Source organism: Glycomyces buryatensis (genome assembly GCF_004912275.1).
Classification (GTDB): Bacteria; Actinomycetota; Actinomycetes; order Mycobacteriales; family Micromonosporaceae; genus Glycomyces; species Glycomyces buryatensis.
In genome coordinates, this window is sequence record NZ_STGY01000067.1 from 221,225 (window position 1) to 235,984 (window position 14,760).

12 protein-coding genes are annotated in these 14,760 nt (G+C 68.6%); 6 read left to right on the forward strand and 6 right to left on the reverse strand.

All coding sequences use genetic code 11. From position 1 onward, the window contains the following. Nucleotides 1-94 precede the first annotated feature (94 nt). Both FAB82_RS19285 and FAB82_RS19290 read left to right on the forward strand, forming a co-directional pair. Nucleotides 95-1,057 (forward strand): ATP-binding cassette domain-containing protein, encoded by a 963-nt coding sequence (locus FAB82_RS19285; RefSeq protein ID WP_136536164.1) that lies wholly within the window; start codon nucleotides 95-97, stop codon nucleotides 1,055-1,057. Beyond that, complete coding sequence (locus FAB82_RS19290; RefSeq protein ID WP_136536165.1) at nucleotides 1,054-1,842, forward strand: ABC transporter permease; 789 nt, start codon at nucleotides 1,054-1,056, stop codon at nucleotides 1,840-1,842. The genes FAB82_RS19285 and FAB82_RS19290 overlap by 4 nt, the downstream gene beginning before the upstream one ends. Here the strand turns inward: FAB82_RS19290 and FAB82_RS19295 are convergent. Then, nucleotides 1,832-4,699 carry an AfsR/SARP family transcriptional regulator gene (locus FAB82_RS19295; RefSeq protein ID WP_136536166.1) on the reverse strand — a complete coding sequence of 956 codons (2,868 nt, stop codon included), beginning with the start codon at nucleotides 4,697-4,699 and terminating at the stop codon, nucleotides 1,832-1,834. The two genes, FAB82_RS19290 and FAB82_RS19295, sit on opposite strands and share 11 nt — an antisense overlap. Nucleotides 4,700-5,270: 571 nt before the next feature. Here FAB82_RS19295 and iscB point away from each other — a divergent pair. The 4 genes from iscB to FAB82_RS19315 all read left to right on the forward strand — a co-directional run bounded on the left by iscB (nucleotide 5,271) and on the right by FAB82_RS19315 (nucleotide 8,721). Next, nucleotides 5,271-6,575 (forward strand): RNA-guided endonuclease IscB, encoded by a 1,305-nt coding sequence (gene iscB, locus FAB82_RS19300; RefSeq protein WP_136536167.1) that lies wholly within the window; start codon nucleotides 5,271-5,273, stop codon nucleotides 6,573-6,575. A gap of 173 nt (nucleotides 6,576-6,748) precedes the next feature. Further along, nucleotides 6,749-7,234 carry an Imm1 family immunity protein gene (locus FAB82_RS19305; RefSeq protein ID WP_168801674.1) on the forward strand — a complete coding sequence of 162 codons (486 nt, stop codon included), beginning with the start codon at nucleotides 6,749-6,751 and terminating at the stop codon, nucleotides 7,232-7,234. Then, a complete protein-coding gene (locus tag FAB82_RS19310) occupies nucleotides 7,176-7,856 on the forward strand; it encodes a GNAT family N-acetyltransferase (protein WP_281276924.1) in 681 nt (226 codons plus the stop codon). The genes FAB82_RS19305 and FAB82_RS19310 overlap by 59 nt, the downstream gene beginning before the upstream one ends. A 79-nt stretch (nucleotides 7,857-7,935) precedes the next feature. Next, the gene (locus tag FAB82_RS19315; protein ID WP_136536170.1) at nucleotides 7,936-8,721 is read left to right on the forward strand and encodes a hypothetical protein; all 786 of its coding nucleotides are present in this window, start codon (nucleotides 7,936-7,938) and stop codon (nucleotides 8,719-8,721) included. A 209-nt stretch (nucleotides 8,722-8,930) separates the two neighbouring features. Here the strand turns inward: FAB82_RS19315 and FAB82_RS19320 are convergent, their stop codons facing one another. From FAB82_RS19320 to FAB82_RS19340, 5 genes are all read right to left on the reverse strand, one after another. Next, complete coding sequence (locus FAB82_RS19320; RefSeq protein WP_136536171.1) at nucleotides 8,931-9,350, reverse strand: PIN domain nuclease; 420 nt, start codon at nucleotides 9,348-9,350, stop codon at nucleotides 8,931-8,933. Beyond that, nucleotides 9,341-9,547, reverse strand: a complete 207-nt coding sequence (locus FAB82_RS19325) for a type II toxin-antitoxin system VapB family antitoxin (protein WP_136536312.1) — start codon at nucleotides 9,545-9,547, stop codon at nucleotides 9,341-9,343. The genes FAB82_RS19320 and FAB82_RS19325 overlap by 10 nt, the downstream gene beginning before the upstream one ends. A 171-nt stretch (nucleotides 9,548-9,718) precedes the next feature. Beyond that, nucleotides 9,719-10,885, reverse strand: coding sequence for a xylose isomerase (xylA, locus tag FAB82_RS19330; RefSeq protein WP_136536172.1), 1,167 nt, complete (start codon nucleotides 10,883-10,885; stop codon nucleotides 9,719-9,721). Between the two features lie 18 nt (nucleotides 10,886-10,903). Continuing rightward, nucleotides 10,904-12,295: a xylulokinase gene (xylB, locus tag FAB82_RS19335; protein WP_136536173.1), complete on the reverse strand. Its 1,392-nt coding sequence runs from the start codon at nucleotides 12,293-12,295 to the stop codon at nucleotides 10,904-10,906. Continuing rightward, a complete protein-coding gene (locus tag FAB82_RS19340) occupies nucleotides 12,296-14,587 on the reverse strand; it encodes a TIM-barrel domain-containing protein (protein ID WP_136536174.1) in 2,292 nt (763 codons plus the stop codon). Nucleotides 14,588-14,760 lie beyond the last annotated feature (173 nt).

Genomic DNA, 14,760 nt, shown 5'->3' on the forward strand with positions numbered 1-14,760 from the left:
CCCTTTCGCGTGCCGGGCGGGTGCATGCGAAGTGCAAGTGAAGTGAAAGGACCGGCGGCCACCATGGGGGCGTCCTAACGGAAAGGAACTCCCCATGCAGCATGCGATCGAGGTCAGAGGGTTGAAGAAGGCGTTCGGCGACGTCCGCGCCCTCGACGGCGTCGACCTCTCCGCCCCCCAGGGCACCGTCCTGGGCGTCCTCGGGCCCAACGGCGCGGGCAAGACCACCGCCGTCCGGTGCCTGACCACTCTCACCGTCCCCGACTCCGGCACCGCCCGCGTCCTGGGCCTGGACGCGGTCACGCAGGCCGCCGAGGTCCGCGCCCGCATCGGGCTGACCGGCCAGTACGCCGGGCTCGATCCGAACCTCTCCGGCGAGCAGAACCTCGTCCTCATCGCCCGCCTGCTCGGCGCCTCCCGCTCGCAGGCGAAAAACCGCGCGGCGGAACTGCTCGAACGGTTCGAGCTCGTCCACGCCGCGACCCGCGCCGCCTCCAAGTACTCCGGCGGCATGCGGCGCCGGCTCGACCTGGCCGCCTCGATCGTCCGCCGCCCCGAGGTCCTGTTCCTGGACGAACCGACGACCGGGCTCGACCCGAAGAGCCGCGGCCAGCTGTGGGAGCTCGTCCGGGACCTGGTCGCCGAGGGCACCACGGTCCTGCTCACCACCCAGTACCTGGAGGAGGCCGACCAGCTCGCCGACACCATCGCGGTCATCGACTCCGGGCGCGTCATCGCCTCGGGCGTCCCCTCCGAGCTCAAGCGGATGGTCGGCGGCCTGGTGCTGCGCATGCGGCCGGTCAACGCGGAGGCGCTGCCGAAGCTCATCGACGTGGCGGACTGGACGATCGACGCGAAGGCCCGCGGCGAGGACGGCGAGGCGATCGTGCCCGTCTCCCACGCCGGCGAGGCGACGGCGGTCATGTCGCGCGTCTCCCAGGCCGGGATCGACCTGGTCGCCTTCGGGCTGGACGAGCCGACGCTCGACGAAGTGTTCCTCACCCTCACCGGCCACAAGGCCGAAGCCGCCCAGGAGAATCAGGAGGTGGCGGCATGAGCGTCACGACTTGGACCACGCACCGGGGCCCGCTGGCGCAGTCGGCGTCGATGGCCGCCCGCTCACTAGCGTCGATCAAGCACCAGCCCGCCCAGCTCATCGACTTCGTCATGATCCCGATGATGATCCTGCTGTCCATCACGTTCTTCATGGGCGGGCAGATGATGGGCTCCTGGCAGGACTTCCTCCAGTACGCCGGGCCGTCGCTCATCGCCATGGGCCTGTTCTTCGCGATCACCTCCACCGGGCTGAGCCTGTACGGCGACATCAAGGACGGCGTGTTCGACCGGCTCACGGCCATGCCGGTGTCCCGGTTCGCGCTGCTGGCCGGGCGGGTCGCCGCCGACATGGTCAAGCACGCGTGGGCGCTGCTGGTCGTCGGCGGCGTCGCGTTCGCCATCGGCTACCGCGCCGACGGCGGCGGGCTCGGCGTCGCCGCGGCCGCCGGTGCGGTGCTGCTGTTCCTGTTCGCCTCCTCCTGGGCGATGGTCCTGGTCGGCCTGACGGCGAAGTCGGAGGAGCAGATCCAGACGTGGATGGTCGCGCTGCTCATGCCGCTGGCCTACACCTCGTCGATCTTCGTGGAGATCGAGACGCTGCCGACGGCGGTCCAGTGGTGGGCCGAGATCAATCCCCTGACGGCACTGGGCGACTCGATGCGGGTCTTCCTCGACGGCGGGACTCCCGGCGGCGAGGTCGCGGCGCTCCTGGGCTGGAGCGCGGCGATCATCGCGGTGTTCGTGCCGCTGTCGCTGCGGGCCTACCGCCGCAAGCTCACAGGGTAAACGGCCACAGGCTCCCTTCGGCCTTCTCGGCGGCCCGGGCTTCCAGCTCGCGGTCGCCGAGTTCGCGCGCCACCTCCGCGAGGTGCCGGTACAGCCGCAGCGAGACCTCGGAGAAATTGATGTACTCGGGCAGTCCCGCCTCGGCGGCCAGCAGCTCGTCGCGGGCCTCGGTGAGCTTTCCCAAGCGGCGCAGGCACACCGCCGCCGAGGTCCGGGCGCCGATCACGTTCTCGAAGTTGCCGATCTGCCTCGCCCCCTCTTCCTCGACCCGCATCTGGGCCAGCACGGCCTCGGGGTCCGCGCCGAACTCGGCGTCGATGCGCCACACGTTCTCCACGATGACCGAGTCGGATCGGTCGGCGCCCAGCTCCGACTCGGCCTCCAAGGCGCTCAGCAGCATCCGGCGGGCCTCGACGTGGTCGCCCTCGGCCGTACGGGTGCTGGCCAGCGCCTGGAGCGACATGATGATCCCGAACCGCTCGCCGAGCGCGGTGAAGATCGCATTGGACTCGGTCAGTTCGGCCAGCGCCTGCTCCGGTTTCCCCGCACGGGCGGAGTATTCGGAGCAGAACAGCAGCACCATGCCCCTGACGTGAGCGTCGCGCTCGCGGTCGAGCCCCGCCCCGACCGCTCGCAGCGCGGTCTCGTCCCCGGACAGGAGCGCGCGGAGGACCGGCACCATCTTCAGCAGCGGGTCGACCTCGTAGAGATCGTGCTCCTCGATGATCCGCTCGGCCTCGGCGTATCCGGCGGCCACTTCGTCGGGGTCGAGCAGCCCCGACCACAGGGCCCACATGCCGGCGAGGTGGGCGCCGGCGCGGTGGACGGGCTCGACCGGTCCTTCCATGTCGCGGACCTGGAAGGACAGTTCCTGGCCCTCCTTGCGGTATCCGCGCATCCACCAGTACCAGGAGATCGGGACGACGGCCTGGTGGGCGAGCCGGGCGTTCCCGGCGGCGATCATGCGACGGATCGCGGCGGTGAGGTTCTCGTGGTCGGCGGCGAGGCGATCGAGCCATTCGACCTGTTCGGCGCGTTGCAGGTACGGCGCGGCGCGCTCGGCCAGGCGCGCGAAGTACTCGGCGTGCGCGAGGTAGGCCCGGGCCGTCTCGCCGAATTCGGCGAGGCGCTCGGCGGAGTATTCGCGGACGGTCTCCAGCAGCCGGTAGCGGCCTCTGGGCAGGCGCTGCACGAGGGACTTGTCCACCAGACTTCGAATGTCGTCCGCGTCCGCCGAGCAGACCTCGCAGGCCGCGTCGAGGTCCGCGCCGCCGTTGAAGACCGACAGGCGGGCCAGCACGCGCCGCTCGTGCTCGTCGAGCAGGTCCCAGCTCCAGTCGACCACCCCGCGCAGGGACCGCTGGCGCGGCGCGGCGGTGCGGTCGCCGCGGTTGAGGAGGGTGAAGCGGTCGTCCAGGCGCGAGGCCAAGTCCTCCAGGCTCATCGAGCGCAGCCGCGCGGCGGCCAGCTCGATCGACAGCGGCAGTCCGTCGAGTGCGGCGCAGATTCCGACGACGGTGCCCGCGTTGGCCGCTGAGAGCGCGAAGGACGAATCAGACTGGCGGCCGCGCTCCACGAACAGCCGCACGGCCGAGTGCGAGGCCGCGTCGGCCGCGGTGGCGGAGTCGGGAGTGGACAGCGGGCCGAGATTGAAGACGGCCTCGCCGGTCAGGCCCAGTGGTTCGCGGCTGGTGGCGAGCATCCGCAGCACCGGCGCGCGGGGCAGCAGGTGCGCGGCCAATGCGGCGACGGCGTCGATGAGGTGCTCGCAGTTGTCCACGATCAGGACCATCCGGCGGTTGCGCAGGGCCTCCGCCAGCCGTTCGCGCGCGTCGACATTGCGTTTCGACAGCGCCGGTTCGCTCAGTCCCAGCGCGTCGAGGAACACGTCGTCGAGCCGCCCCGCATCGTTCACCGGCGCGAGTTCGACCAGTCGGACCCCGGTGCCCTCCTGCTCGATCCGGTGGCCGGCCTCGATGACGAGGCGGGTCTTGCCGGTGCCGCCGGGACCGGTCAGGGTGACCAGCCGGTTCGCGTCGACGAGGTCCCGCAGCGCCGTCAGATCGTGCTCGCGCCCGATGCAATCGGTGAGCGGGCGCGGCAGGTGGCTCACGGTCTCGGCGGCGGGTGCGGTCTCGATGCCGCGCAGCACGTCGAGATGCGCCCGGGCCAGCGCGGGCGAGGGGTCGATGCCCAGCTCGTCGGCGAGGCGGGAGCGGAGCTTCTCGTAGACGTCGAGCGCCTCGGCCTGGCGTCCCGAGGCGGCCAGGGCCCGCATGTAGCGGCCCGCGTCGGGTTCGGAGAGCGGGTCGGCGCCGTGGCGGGCGGCGAGTTCGGCCAGGACGGCGGCGGCGCCTTCGAGTTCGAGGCGGGCCTCCACGAGCAGGGCGGCCACGGCCTCGCGCCGGGCGGTGAGGCGGGTGGCCTCGGCCTCGGCGAACGGCAGGTCGGCGACGCCCGCGAGGGCCGGCCCGCGCCACAGTTCCAGTGCGCGGCCCGCCAGGTGCCGGACGGTTCCGGCGTCCTGTTCGCGGGCGGCGGTCTCGGTCTGGGCGGCGAGTCGTTCGAATTCGGCGGCGTCGGTGGCCGTGTCGGTGAGCCGGTAGCCGCCGGAGTCGGCGGCGAGGCGGTCGCCGATGCGCCCCCTCAGGCGGGAGACCTGGGTCTGGAGGGCGCCGGGCGCGTTGGCGGGCGGCTCGCCGGGCCAGAGCGCGTCGATGAGGACGGCGGCGGGGACGAGGCGGCCGGGCTCTTGGGCGAGGCGGATGAGGAGGGCGCGCTGGCGGCCGGCGGGGACGGCGATTTCGGCCCCGGAGTCGTCGCGGACGCGGAGCGGTCCGAGCAGGTCTACGCGCATGCCCCAATCTTGCCCGACGAACGGGTCCGGGTTCGGCCGTGTCGCCGCGCACGGCGGGTGACCGATCGCTTTCGCTTCTGGCCCAACCACATTCCCTGGAGTTCCCTAGTGGAATCTACTAATTGCATAGACAGGTTGTCGCAACCGGCGCTTTTTGTCAATTTCCCGACTGACCGGCCAAACGGCGCGATGATGCACGTACTGTCGTTCACAAACCTCGCCACCTTGAGGTGCGGTGTCCTCCGTAACGGGATCCCCTCCTGCAGGAGTGGGCTTTCAGTCGCACTGGTTGAGAGCCGCCGTTACCAGACCCAGCCAACAGATCATTTTGGAGGTGAACAAGTTGGCTACGTATCGCGTAGGACAGAAGACCGACCCTGGGATGCTTCCTCAGCTCCAGGCTCTCGAATTCACGGCAGCAGACAATCCCCGGATCGGGAACGAAACGGGCCGTGGAGGCCTTCAGGCACCCGGCGGGGTACATGGTCGAGGGGAGATTCGTGATCCTTCACCTGGGATCGCGGGCGTCACCCGCGAAAGCGGAGCCTGTGGTCGTGAGACCGCGCCATGCGTGTTCGTCCTCGCGAAGGACGGAACACAATTGGACCCGTGCCATCCGGCACGGGCCCGGAAGCTACTCAATAAGGGCCGGGCGGTGGTGGCACGGCATACGCCATTCGTGATCCGGTTGCGCGACCGCAGCGCCGCTGAATCCGAGGTACAGGGCGTGGAAGTGGGAATCGACCCCGGGAGTAAGCACACCGGAATCGCGGTGTTCGCTGATGTCGGTGGTGGCCGACGGCAAGGCTTGTACGCCCTCCAGGTCAACCATCGCGGCGGGAAGATCCGCGACAAACTGACCGCCCGCGCCGCGTATCGGCGGGCCAGGCGGGGCCGGAACCTGCGCTACCGTACGCCCCGGTTCGCCAACCGCACCAGGCCGCAAGGCCGACTCGCCCCGAGCCTGCAACACCGGGTCGACACCACCATGTCGCAGATCGCGCGCCTGCGACGGTGGGCGCCGGTCACCGCCGTGCATGTCGAACGCGTCAGCTTCGACACGCACGCCATGTCGGCGGGCCAGTCCTTGACTGGCGTGGAGTACCAGCAAGGCACTCTCGCCGGATACGAAGTCCGGCAGTACCTCCTTGAGAAATGGGGGCGGGCCTGCGCCTACTGCGGCGCGGGCGACACGCCGTTGCAGGTCGAACATATTCGCCCCAAGGCGCGGGGCGGCTCCCACCGGATCTCGAACCTCACCCTCGCTTGCGGGGCTTGCAACCAGGCGAAGAACACCACACCTGTGGAAATGTTCCTGGCCGACCGCTCAACGCTTCTGGCGCGCATCCTCAAGCAGGCGAAGGCGCCTTTGAGCGATGCCGCGGCGATGAACGCCACCCGCAACGCCCTGTGGGGTTCCCTGACAGGAACGGGCCTGCCCGCCCATTCGAGTTCGGGTGGGCGGACCAAGTACAACCGGTTCATCACCGGCGCACCCAAATCGCACACTCTGGACGGGCTCCATGTCGGGGCGCTCAGGGCGGTCCCCTCCTGGCCGGGCCAGGTCCTGGTGGTCAAGGCGACTGGGCGTGGAACATACTGCCGGACCCGCACCGACGCTTTCGGATTTCCGCGCTTGAAGATGCCCCGCACCAAACAGATCCACGGCTTCCAGACCGGGGACCTCGTACGCGCGGTAGTGCTCAGAGGGAAGTACCAAGGCACGCACACCGGCCGGGTCGCGGTGCGTTCCAGCGGCAGCCACACCGTGCAAACCCCTCAGGGGCCAGTCAAAACCTCATGGAAGAACCTCCACCTGCTGCAACGTGGGGATGGATACACCTATCACCGGCAGGAGGAAACATGCCGACCCTGATATAGGTTCTCGCGAATCGACTGTCCTTGACCCGCTCCTCCGGAGCTTCGATTCCTCTCCGACCTTCCGGTCAGTGCATTCACGAAGGAAGTCAGATGACGATCCGACTTGATTTCCACCACGGTTCCCACTCCCCCACCCCTGTCTCCCCCGCATCGGAAGGAGCACCACCGATGAGCGCCGGACCCATTGGCGCGCACATCGCCGGCTACTGTGCCGAATTCAGGCTCGAAACCGGTGACGGGTCGCAGATCCTTCTCGCAAACGACCCGGACGGCGTGGCGGCGGCCGTCGCGACCATAATCGCGGCCGACCTGGTGCAGGTCTCGACCGCGCTGGTGCGGGACCGTCCCGGCTACCTGCCGGGCGGACGGCCCGACCACGGCCTGAAGATCGTGGCCGATAGGGATGCCGAAGTGGGCGCGCTCGCCTATTTCGGACCGGGCGGCGAGGACTACGGTCCGGGCGCCTGGGTGACCTATTCGGGCGAGAATAAGCAATCCGAAGTCCGCCTATTCCGCGATATGGACGGGGCGAGCACGTTCCCTTCCGATTCTCATATTCCGTTGAGCACGCTGGCCCGCGCGGTCGAGGACTTCCGTGCCACCGGCGGACTGCGTCCGACGATCGTGTCGTGGCGGCCCAGCACTGTTTGGTGATCCGACTGGTGATCCACTAGGCAAGACGGAACCCGGCCGCCACCTGTACACGCGGCTAGTCTTGTTCCCCATGAGCCATGACCACGCCATCCAAGTGCGTTTCGCCGGGCCCGACGACGTGAGCGCCATCTGCGCGATCGTCAATCACTACATCGCCCACGACACCTCGAACCTGCGCACCGAGCCGCAGCGGGAGTCGGAGTGGGCCCATGACTTGGCGACCTACGGCGGGCGATTCCCGTGGCTGGTGGCCGTCGAGTCCGGTGCGGTGGTGGGCCTGGCCTATGCGAAGCCGTGGAACCCCCGCGGGGCCTACGACTGGACCGCCGAGGCGACGGTCTACATCGCTCCAGGGAACACCGGCAAGGGCATCGGCTCCTCGCTCTACGGCCGCCTGTTCAAGCTTCTCGAACAGCAGGGCTTCCGCAGCGTCGTCGCGGGGGTGACCAGTCCGAACCCCGGCAGCGAGGCGCTCCACCGCGCGTTCGGCTTCAGGTGGGTCGGCAAACTCGACCACGCGGGCTACAAGTTCGGCACCTGGTACGACGTGGCCTACTGGCAGAAGGACCTGGCGGAGCTGGCCGATCCGCCTCGGCCGACCACCGCGCCGACCGAGGATTAAAGCCGTCGCCCATCGGGCGCGATCGCTATAGGATATCGGGGTTCCCCACTCCTCCAAGGCAATTGGCTGACCCCGGCATATGGAACTCTTCGATCAACTCGATCCGAACCACCTCCTCAAGCAACTCCTCGGCGCCATGGGTGTCGGCTCGGCGATCATCTTCCTGGTCTTCCTGTACATCTTCGCCAAGTCCTGGCTCGACACCGTCAAGACCCTCACCGAGGCCGGGAAGACCACCCGGCGGGCCCTGCGCACCGCCATCGCGCGGGTCAGGTCCTTCACCCCGAAACAGCGTTGGTCGAAGCTGACGGTGTCGGGCTTCGCGGTCGGGGCGCAGGTCTTCGTGGTGCTGCTGTGCTTCCTCATCGGCCAGTTCCTGTCGCTCACCGGCGACGTGGACGGCCACTGGGCGGACCTCGACACCAAAACCGATGCCGACCCGGCCCACTACGAGGCGAACCTGTGGCGGCTGGTGCCGCTGCTCATCCAGTTCAACTGGCTCACCGCCGGCTACCTGGCGCTGGTGCTGGCCGCGTACTTCGTGTCCTACCGCTGGACGCCGCAGCGCTGGTGGACCGGGCTGCTGAACGTCAGCCTCGCCTCGGCCCCCTCGGCCATGGTGGTGCTGCCGGTCATCCTGTGCCTGCCTTGCATCATCCCGATGGGCCTGATCAACCTGGTCGGGAAGCTCAACGGCGGCAACGCGGGCACGGACCCGACCCTGGTCCTGATCCTGCTCGGGATCGCCTTGTCGCACATGTTCCTGTGCTGGCTGACGCTGCGCCTCTCGCCGATCGTGCTGAACTGCTGGACGGCGCCGCGGCCCCAGACGCCGTACGAGTCCTACTACGGCCGGTTCTCATGAACCTCTAAAGCTTTTCGCCCCCAATACCTAGGGTCCGGTCGTAGATTCACTGATACGAGCGAAGCCCGGGCGGCACAGGCCCGGGATCCGTTCTCAGTTCTCTGAGGGGAAACTGTGAAAGAGGAGAGTGGACAACTCGTCTCGAAGTATGGGTGTGGGGTGTAGACAAGGCCCGGAGCATGGCTCCGGGCCTTGTCTCGTTGTCGCTGTCAGTCCGCCTCCCCGGCCGGGACCACCCACTCCATCGGCTGCCCGGTCACGTCCGCGATCCGGTCGAAGTCCTTGTCGTAGTGCAACACGGTGACCCGGTGCCGTTCAGCTGTTGCCGCCACGAGTAGGTCGGGGATCTTGACGCTGCGGTGCAACGAGCGTTCGACCAGCTCGACTTGCACCTCAATCGCCCTATCCCAGACATCATCGGGCGTTGTCAACCGTTCGAACGTATTGAACGATCGGCGAAGAAATTCGAGATCCTGCTGGTTCCTAGCGCTGACCTGCATCTCCAGGATGCCGATCCCACACAGAGCCAGCTTTCCTTGCTGCGACAGAGGACCGAGCCGCGCAGCGACTACGGGCTTGGCCTGGCGTGCAAATACACTGTTGTCTACCAGGTAACCGGCTACCGCCACATTTGCTCCCTGAGCCCCTCGTCAGCGAGATCCGGCAGATTGCCCCCCGCCAGCCAGTCAAGGAACTCCTGCCGGCCACGCCGGTCGACCGCTTCCTTGAGTGCCGCGTGAACCGTTGAGACCTTGGTTGTGGTTCCAAAGATCTCGCTGGCTTGGGCCAAGAGTTCGTCGTCGAGATTGATCACTGTTCTGGTCATCGTTTTCACCCCCTGACCGTACGTGACAGGTCTGCTCAATCATAGCTTTTACTTCGGCGCGTCGGCATCCCTGAGCAATTTTTATCGACATCTCATTCTATTCAGACAAGATATCGAAAGGGCGGTGGCCCCGGAGCAGATCTCCGGGGCCACCGCCCTTCGTCACTCGGTCTAGCGGACACCGTAGAGGTGCTCGAGCGCGAGCTGGTCGAGGCGCTCGAAGCCCATGCCCTTGGCGGCCAGGCCATCGACGTCGATCTCGACGTGCTTGAGGTCGGCGAAGGTCTCGCCCTCGGCGAGCGTCGGCACGGCGAGCTGGTCGACGCGGGCGGCCGCCAGCGCCTCCTGGACCTCGGGGTCGGCGCGGAAGGCGCGGACCTTGTCCTGCAGGATCTTGTAGTTGCGCATGCAGGCGGCGGCCGAGACCCACACGCCCTCGTCGTCCTCGGTGCGCGGGGGCTTGAAGTCGAAGTGGACGGGCCCGGTGTACTGGCCCTTGGCGATGCCCTCCTCGACCGCGTCGACGGTCCAGAAGGCCCCGCCGACGTTCCCGGCGCCGAAGCGCAGGTCCTGGTCGTAGCGCGGACCGGTCTGGCCATTGAGGTCGATGTGGTAGAGCTTGCCGTGCCACAGCGCCTGGCGGATGCCGGCGGCGTAGTCGAGGCCGGCCATCTCCTCGTGCCCGATCTCGGGGTTGATGCCCACGAGTTCGGGCTGCTCCAGCTCGTTGATGAACGCCAGGGCGTGGCCGAGGGTCGGCAGCAGGATGTTCCCGCGGGGTTCGTTGGGCTTGGGCTCGATGGCGAAGCGAATGCCGTAGCCCTGCTCGGTGACGTACTGGCCGAGCGTGTCGTAGGCCTCCTTCATCCGGGCCATGGCGGACTGGACGTCCTTGGAGCCGCCGGACTCGGCGCCCTCGCGACCGCCCCAGCACACGTAGATCTCGGCGCCGAGCTCGGCGGCGAGGTCCAGGTTGCGCATGACCTTCGAGATCGCGAAGCGGCGGACGTCGCGGTCGTTGTGGGTGAAGCCGCCGTCCTTGAAGATCGGGTGGCTGAACAGGTTCGTGGTCGCGGTGGTGACCTTCAGGCCCGTCTCGTCCAGGGCCTTGCGGAACGAGGAGATCTTCTCGTCGCGGTCGGACTCGTCGAACTCGAACACGTCGTTGTCGTGGAAGTTGACCCCGTAAGCGCCGATCTCGGCGAGCTTGCGAACGGCCCGGTCGGCGGCCATCGGCGCGCGCGTCGCGGAGCCGAACACGTCCTGGGCGGCCCAGCCGACCGTCCAGATACCGAAGGAGAACTTGTCTTCTGGTGTGGGCGCGTACTTGTCGCTCATAATGCTGTCCTTTGCTGCTTACTGGTGCGAGGCCCAGGAGCCGGTTTCGTTCCTGAGCGTCGAATACTGCTCGGACACAGCGGTTGCGGCCTTGCCGCTCAGCCGCGCCGTGTCTCCTACATTCCACTGTGGCGGTTCTGCCCGGCCCGAGAGGGCCCAGGCCGCCTGCTTGGCGGCGCCGAGGGCCACGTACTCGGCCGACGGCGGGATCTCCACGTCGACGCCGAACACCGACGCCGCAATCCGGCGGACCGCCTGCGAGGCCGAGGCTCCCCCGATGAGAAGGACGCGCTGGGCGTCCAGGCCCTGGTCCGCGAGCGCTGCCAGCCCGTCGGCCTGGGCCGAGAGCATGCCTTCGACGGCGGCGCGGGCAAGTCCGGCGCGGGTGGTGCCGGTGGTGATCCCGCTAATGACCCCGGTCGCGTTGGGGCGGTTGGGGGTCCGTTCGCCGTCGAGGTACGGGAGGAGGGTGAGCCCGTCGGCTCCCGGTTCGGCGGCGAGGGCGAGCGCGTCGAATTCGGCGTGGTCCACTCCCAGGAGGTTACGGAACGTGTCGAGGACGCGGGCGGCATTGAGGGTGCACACCAGCGGCAGGTACCGGCCGGTCGCGTCGGCGAAGCCGGCGACGAGCCCGGAGGCGTCGGCCGCGCGGGTGTCGGAGACGCCGAAGACGGTGCCGGAGGTGCCCAGGGAGACGACCACGTCGCCCGCCCCGAGGCCGAGCCCGAGGGCGGCGCCGGCATTGTCGCCGGTGCCGGGGGCGACGGCCGCGCCGCTCCGGGTGCGGCCGACGATCTCGTTCGGGGCCGCCACCCGCGGCAGCGCTGCTTCGTGTCCGAGGGCCCCGATCACCTTGGCGGGCAGGTATTCCCCGGTGGACGGGGACCAGTAGCCGGTGCCGGAGGCGTCGGAGCGGTCGGTGGTGGCCTGGTCGAATCCGACGCCGCGCAGCTTCATGGTGAGCCAGTCGTGCGGGAGCATGACCGCGGCCGTCTTGGCGGCGTTCTCGGGTTCGTGCTCGGCCATCCAGGCGAGCTTGGTGACGGTGAAGGAGGCGGCCAGGACCAGGCCGGTGTCCTCGGCCCAGGCGGCCGGGCCGCCGTCGGCGGTCAGGCGCTCGGCCTGGGGCGCCGAGCGGGTGTCGTTCCACAGCAGTGCCGGCCGGACGACCCGGCCCTCGGCGTCGAGCGCGACCATGCCGTGCTGCTGTCCGGAGACGGCGACTGCGTCGGCTCGGTCGAGGAGGCCCTTGCCGGCCTCCTGGAGGGCGTCCCACCAGGCCTCGGGCGGGCACTCGGTCCCGTCGGGGTGGGGGGCCTTGCCGGAACCGACGATCTCGCCGGTCTCGGACTCGACCAAGAGGACCTTGGTTGACTGCGTTGAGGAATCAACACCCGCTACTAGCGCCATCTACCGCTCCAGTCCGACCTTTTCAGGCTTGCCGTCGACATCGACGACCTCCACCTTACTGATGTCGGCGGGACCCTGCGAAACCAGGGTCACATAAGTTTCAGAAACAGTTACCGAAACTTTCGTGTCACCGTTTACATCCGAGATGACCAGGTCCCGGTCCGGGGTGCCCCAGACCTGGAGCGTGATCGCCTCGAACGGCTCGTCGCCGAAGGTCGCGCCGGGCTCGACGCGCGGCAGGATCGCCCCGTAGCGGACGAAGACCGGGAAGGTCTCCAGTTCGTGCTTGGTGTCGATGTAGCGACCGCCCTCGATGACCTCCTTGGTCCAGAAGTCGATCCACCTGCCCTCGGGCAGGTACACCTTGCGCTCGCCCGACGGGTCGTTGACCGGGGCGACCAGCAGGTCGGTGCCGAAGCGGTACTCCTGGTCGGCGTTCCACGCGACCGGGTCGCCCGGATTGTCGACGCTCAGCGCGCGCAGCACCGGCTCGCCGGTGCGCGAGGACTTCACGGCCGCCGAGTAGATGTACGGGGCCAGCGAGTAGCGGAGCTTCAGCGACTCGATCGCCAGGCGCTCGGCCTCCTCGGAGAACTCCCACAGCTCACGGGTGGTGGTCCCGTGGTAGCGCAGCAGCGGCGACAGCGCGCCGAACTGGGCCCAGCGGATGTACAGGTCGTCGGTGGGGGTCCCGTTGAAACCGCCCGTGTCGTGCGACCAGAACGGCATCCCCGACAGGCCGTGGGACGCGCCGCCGCGGATGGTGCCGCCCAGGCCGGCCCAGGTGGTCTGGACGTCGCCCGACCACTGCGCGGGGTGGCGCTGACCGCCGAGGAACGAGGACCGGGCCCACACGAAGTCGTAGCCGTGGATCTCGCGGGTCACCTCGCACACCGCGTCATTGAACAGCAGGGTGTAGACGTTGTGCAGCTCAGTGCCGCTCATGCCGTTGAACGCGACGGCGTCGGCCGGGACGCCCTCGGCGAAGTCGGTCTTGTACAGGGCCGCGCCCGCCTGGAGCGGGGGCCGCAGCAGGTCCTGCCACCACGCGGTGGCCTCGGGGTTGGTGAAGTCGACGATGCCGCAGGCCGGGAAGGTGCCGTGCCACGTGTCGGCCACGTACGTCTCGCCCTTGGCGTTCTTGAGGAAGTACCCCTTCTCGTCGGCCACCTTGAACAGCGGCGACTTGTAGGAGATGTAGGAGTTCATCCAGAGGCAGACCTTGAAGCCCTGCTCGGCCAGGTCGGCCAGCATGGAATCGGGCTCGGGGAAGTTCTCGGGGTCCCACTGCATGTCCGACCAGCGCCCGTCGGTCTGCCAGAAGGTGTCGAGGTGGAGCACGTCGCAGGGAATGCCGCGCTCGCGGATCTTCTTGGCCCGCTCCATGACCTGGCCCCGGCTGTCCTCGAAGAAGCCCGAGGAGATCCAGGTGCCGAAGGCCCACTTCGGCGGCAGGACCGGACGCGAGGAGATCCCGTCGAAGCGGTCGAGGACCTCCACGGGGGTCCCGGCGAGCACGAAGTACTCCATGACCGAGTCGGGCACGAGGATCTCGACGGCCGCGTGCGTCTGCTGGGCGACGTCGAACTCGACGGGGGCGCCGGAGTTGACCACGATGCCGTAACCGCGGCTGGAGACGTAGATCGGGACGTTCTTGTAGGCGCGGATCGACTCCGAGCCGAACGCGTCGAAGTTCCACATCAGCGGGCGCTGGCCGCGCGCGTTCAGCGGCGCGAACCGCTCGCCGAAGCCGGCGAAGGCCTCGTCGGGGGCGCAGGTGAAGGACTCGTGGTAGGCGACGGGCTCGCCGTCGACCAGGCTGCGGCCGAACGGGAGGGTGCGCAGGCGCCCGGAGATGTCGACCTCGCCCGGGTTCTGGGCGACGAGGGTCTTGCCGGCGGCGTCGGTATACAGCAGCGTCCACTCGTCCAGGGTGACGACGGCCTTGACCGAGCCGGCGTCGACAGTGACCGAGGCGCCGTCGACCGCGATGCGGGCGCCCTCGTACTCGCCGACATTGAGCATCTCGATGACCTTGGCCGAGTCGGGCCGCACGTCGGGGTCGGCCGACAGGCGGGCCCGGATGACGCCCTCAGCGACGGCGGTGAGGCGGACGTACAGTTCCTCCTCCGCGCTCGTGACGGCCTTCAGCAGGACCGAGGACGGGCCGGTCTCGACGACCTCGGCGGACTTGACCGCCGACAGGCCCTGCTCACCGGGGGCGCGCTGCGGCAGCTCCGGCGGATCGGCGACGAAGAATTCGCGTGCGACCAGCGGTGGGCGGTAAGGCATTCGTGACTCCAGCCGTAGTGTGTGAACGGTTGCGACCGCCCTGCGGATCCGAGAGGAACGCGGACGGCCGTATTTAGTTTATCGACTAATCCAACAAACTGCATCACGGGGAGCGGACCGATCCGGAACGTCGAATCGCGCGGACATGCCCGACTTCCCTCCCCGCCGGGCAC

What these genes read in the sequence shown, in the direction of transcription:
- xylA (WP_136536172.1), bottom strand. Translation starts at nt 10,885, where the DNA reads ATGAGCGACAAGTACGCGCCCACACCAGAAGACAAGTTCTCCTTCGGT.
- FAB82_RS19305 (WP_168801674.1), top strand. Translation starts at nt 6,749, where the DNA reads ATGAGCGCCGGACCCATTGGCGCGCACATCGCCGGCTACTGTGCCGAA.
- xylB (WP_136536173.1), bottom strand. Translation starts at nt 12,295, where the DNA reads ATGGCGCTAGTAGCGGGTGTTGATTCCTCAACGCAGTCAACCAAGGTC.
- FAB82_RS19315 (WP_136536170.1), top strand. Translation starts at nt 7,936, where the DNA reads ATGGAACTCTTCGATCAACTCGATCCGAACCACCTCCTCAAGCAACTC.
- FAB82_RS19285 (WP_136536164.1), top strand. Translation starts at nt 95, where the DNA reads ATGCAGCATGCGATCGAGGTCAGAGGGTTGAAGAAGGCGTTCGGCGAC.
- FAB82_RS19295 (WP_136536166.1), bottom strand. Translation starts at nt 4,699, where the DNA reads ATGCGCGTAGACCTGCTCGGACCGCTCCGCGTCCGCGACGACTCCGGG.
- FAB82_RS19325 (WP_136536312.1), bottom strand. Translation starts at nt 9,547, where the DNA reads ATGACCAGAACAGTGATCAATCTCGACGACGAACTCTTGGCCCAAGCC.
- FAB82_RS19290 (WP_136536165.1), top strand. Translation starts at nt 1,054, where the DNA reads ATGAGCGTCACGACTTGGACCACGCACCGGGGCCCGCTGGCGCAGTCG.
- FAB82_RS19340 (WP_136536174.1), bottom strand. Translation starts at nt 14,587, where the DNA reads ATGCCTTACCGCCCACCGCTGGTCGCACGCGAATTCTTCGTCGCCGAT.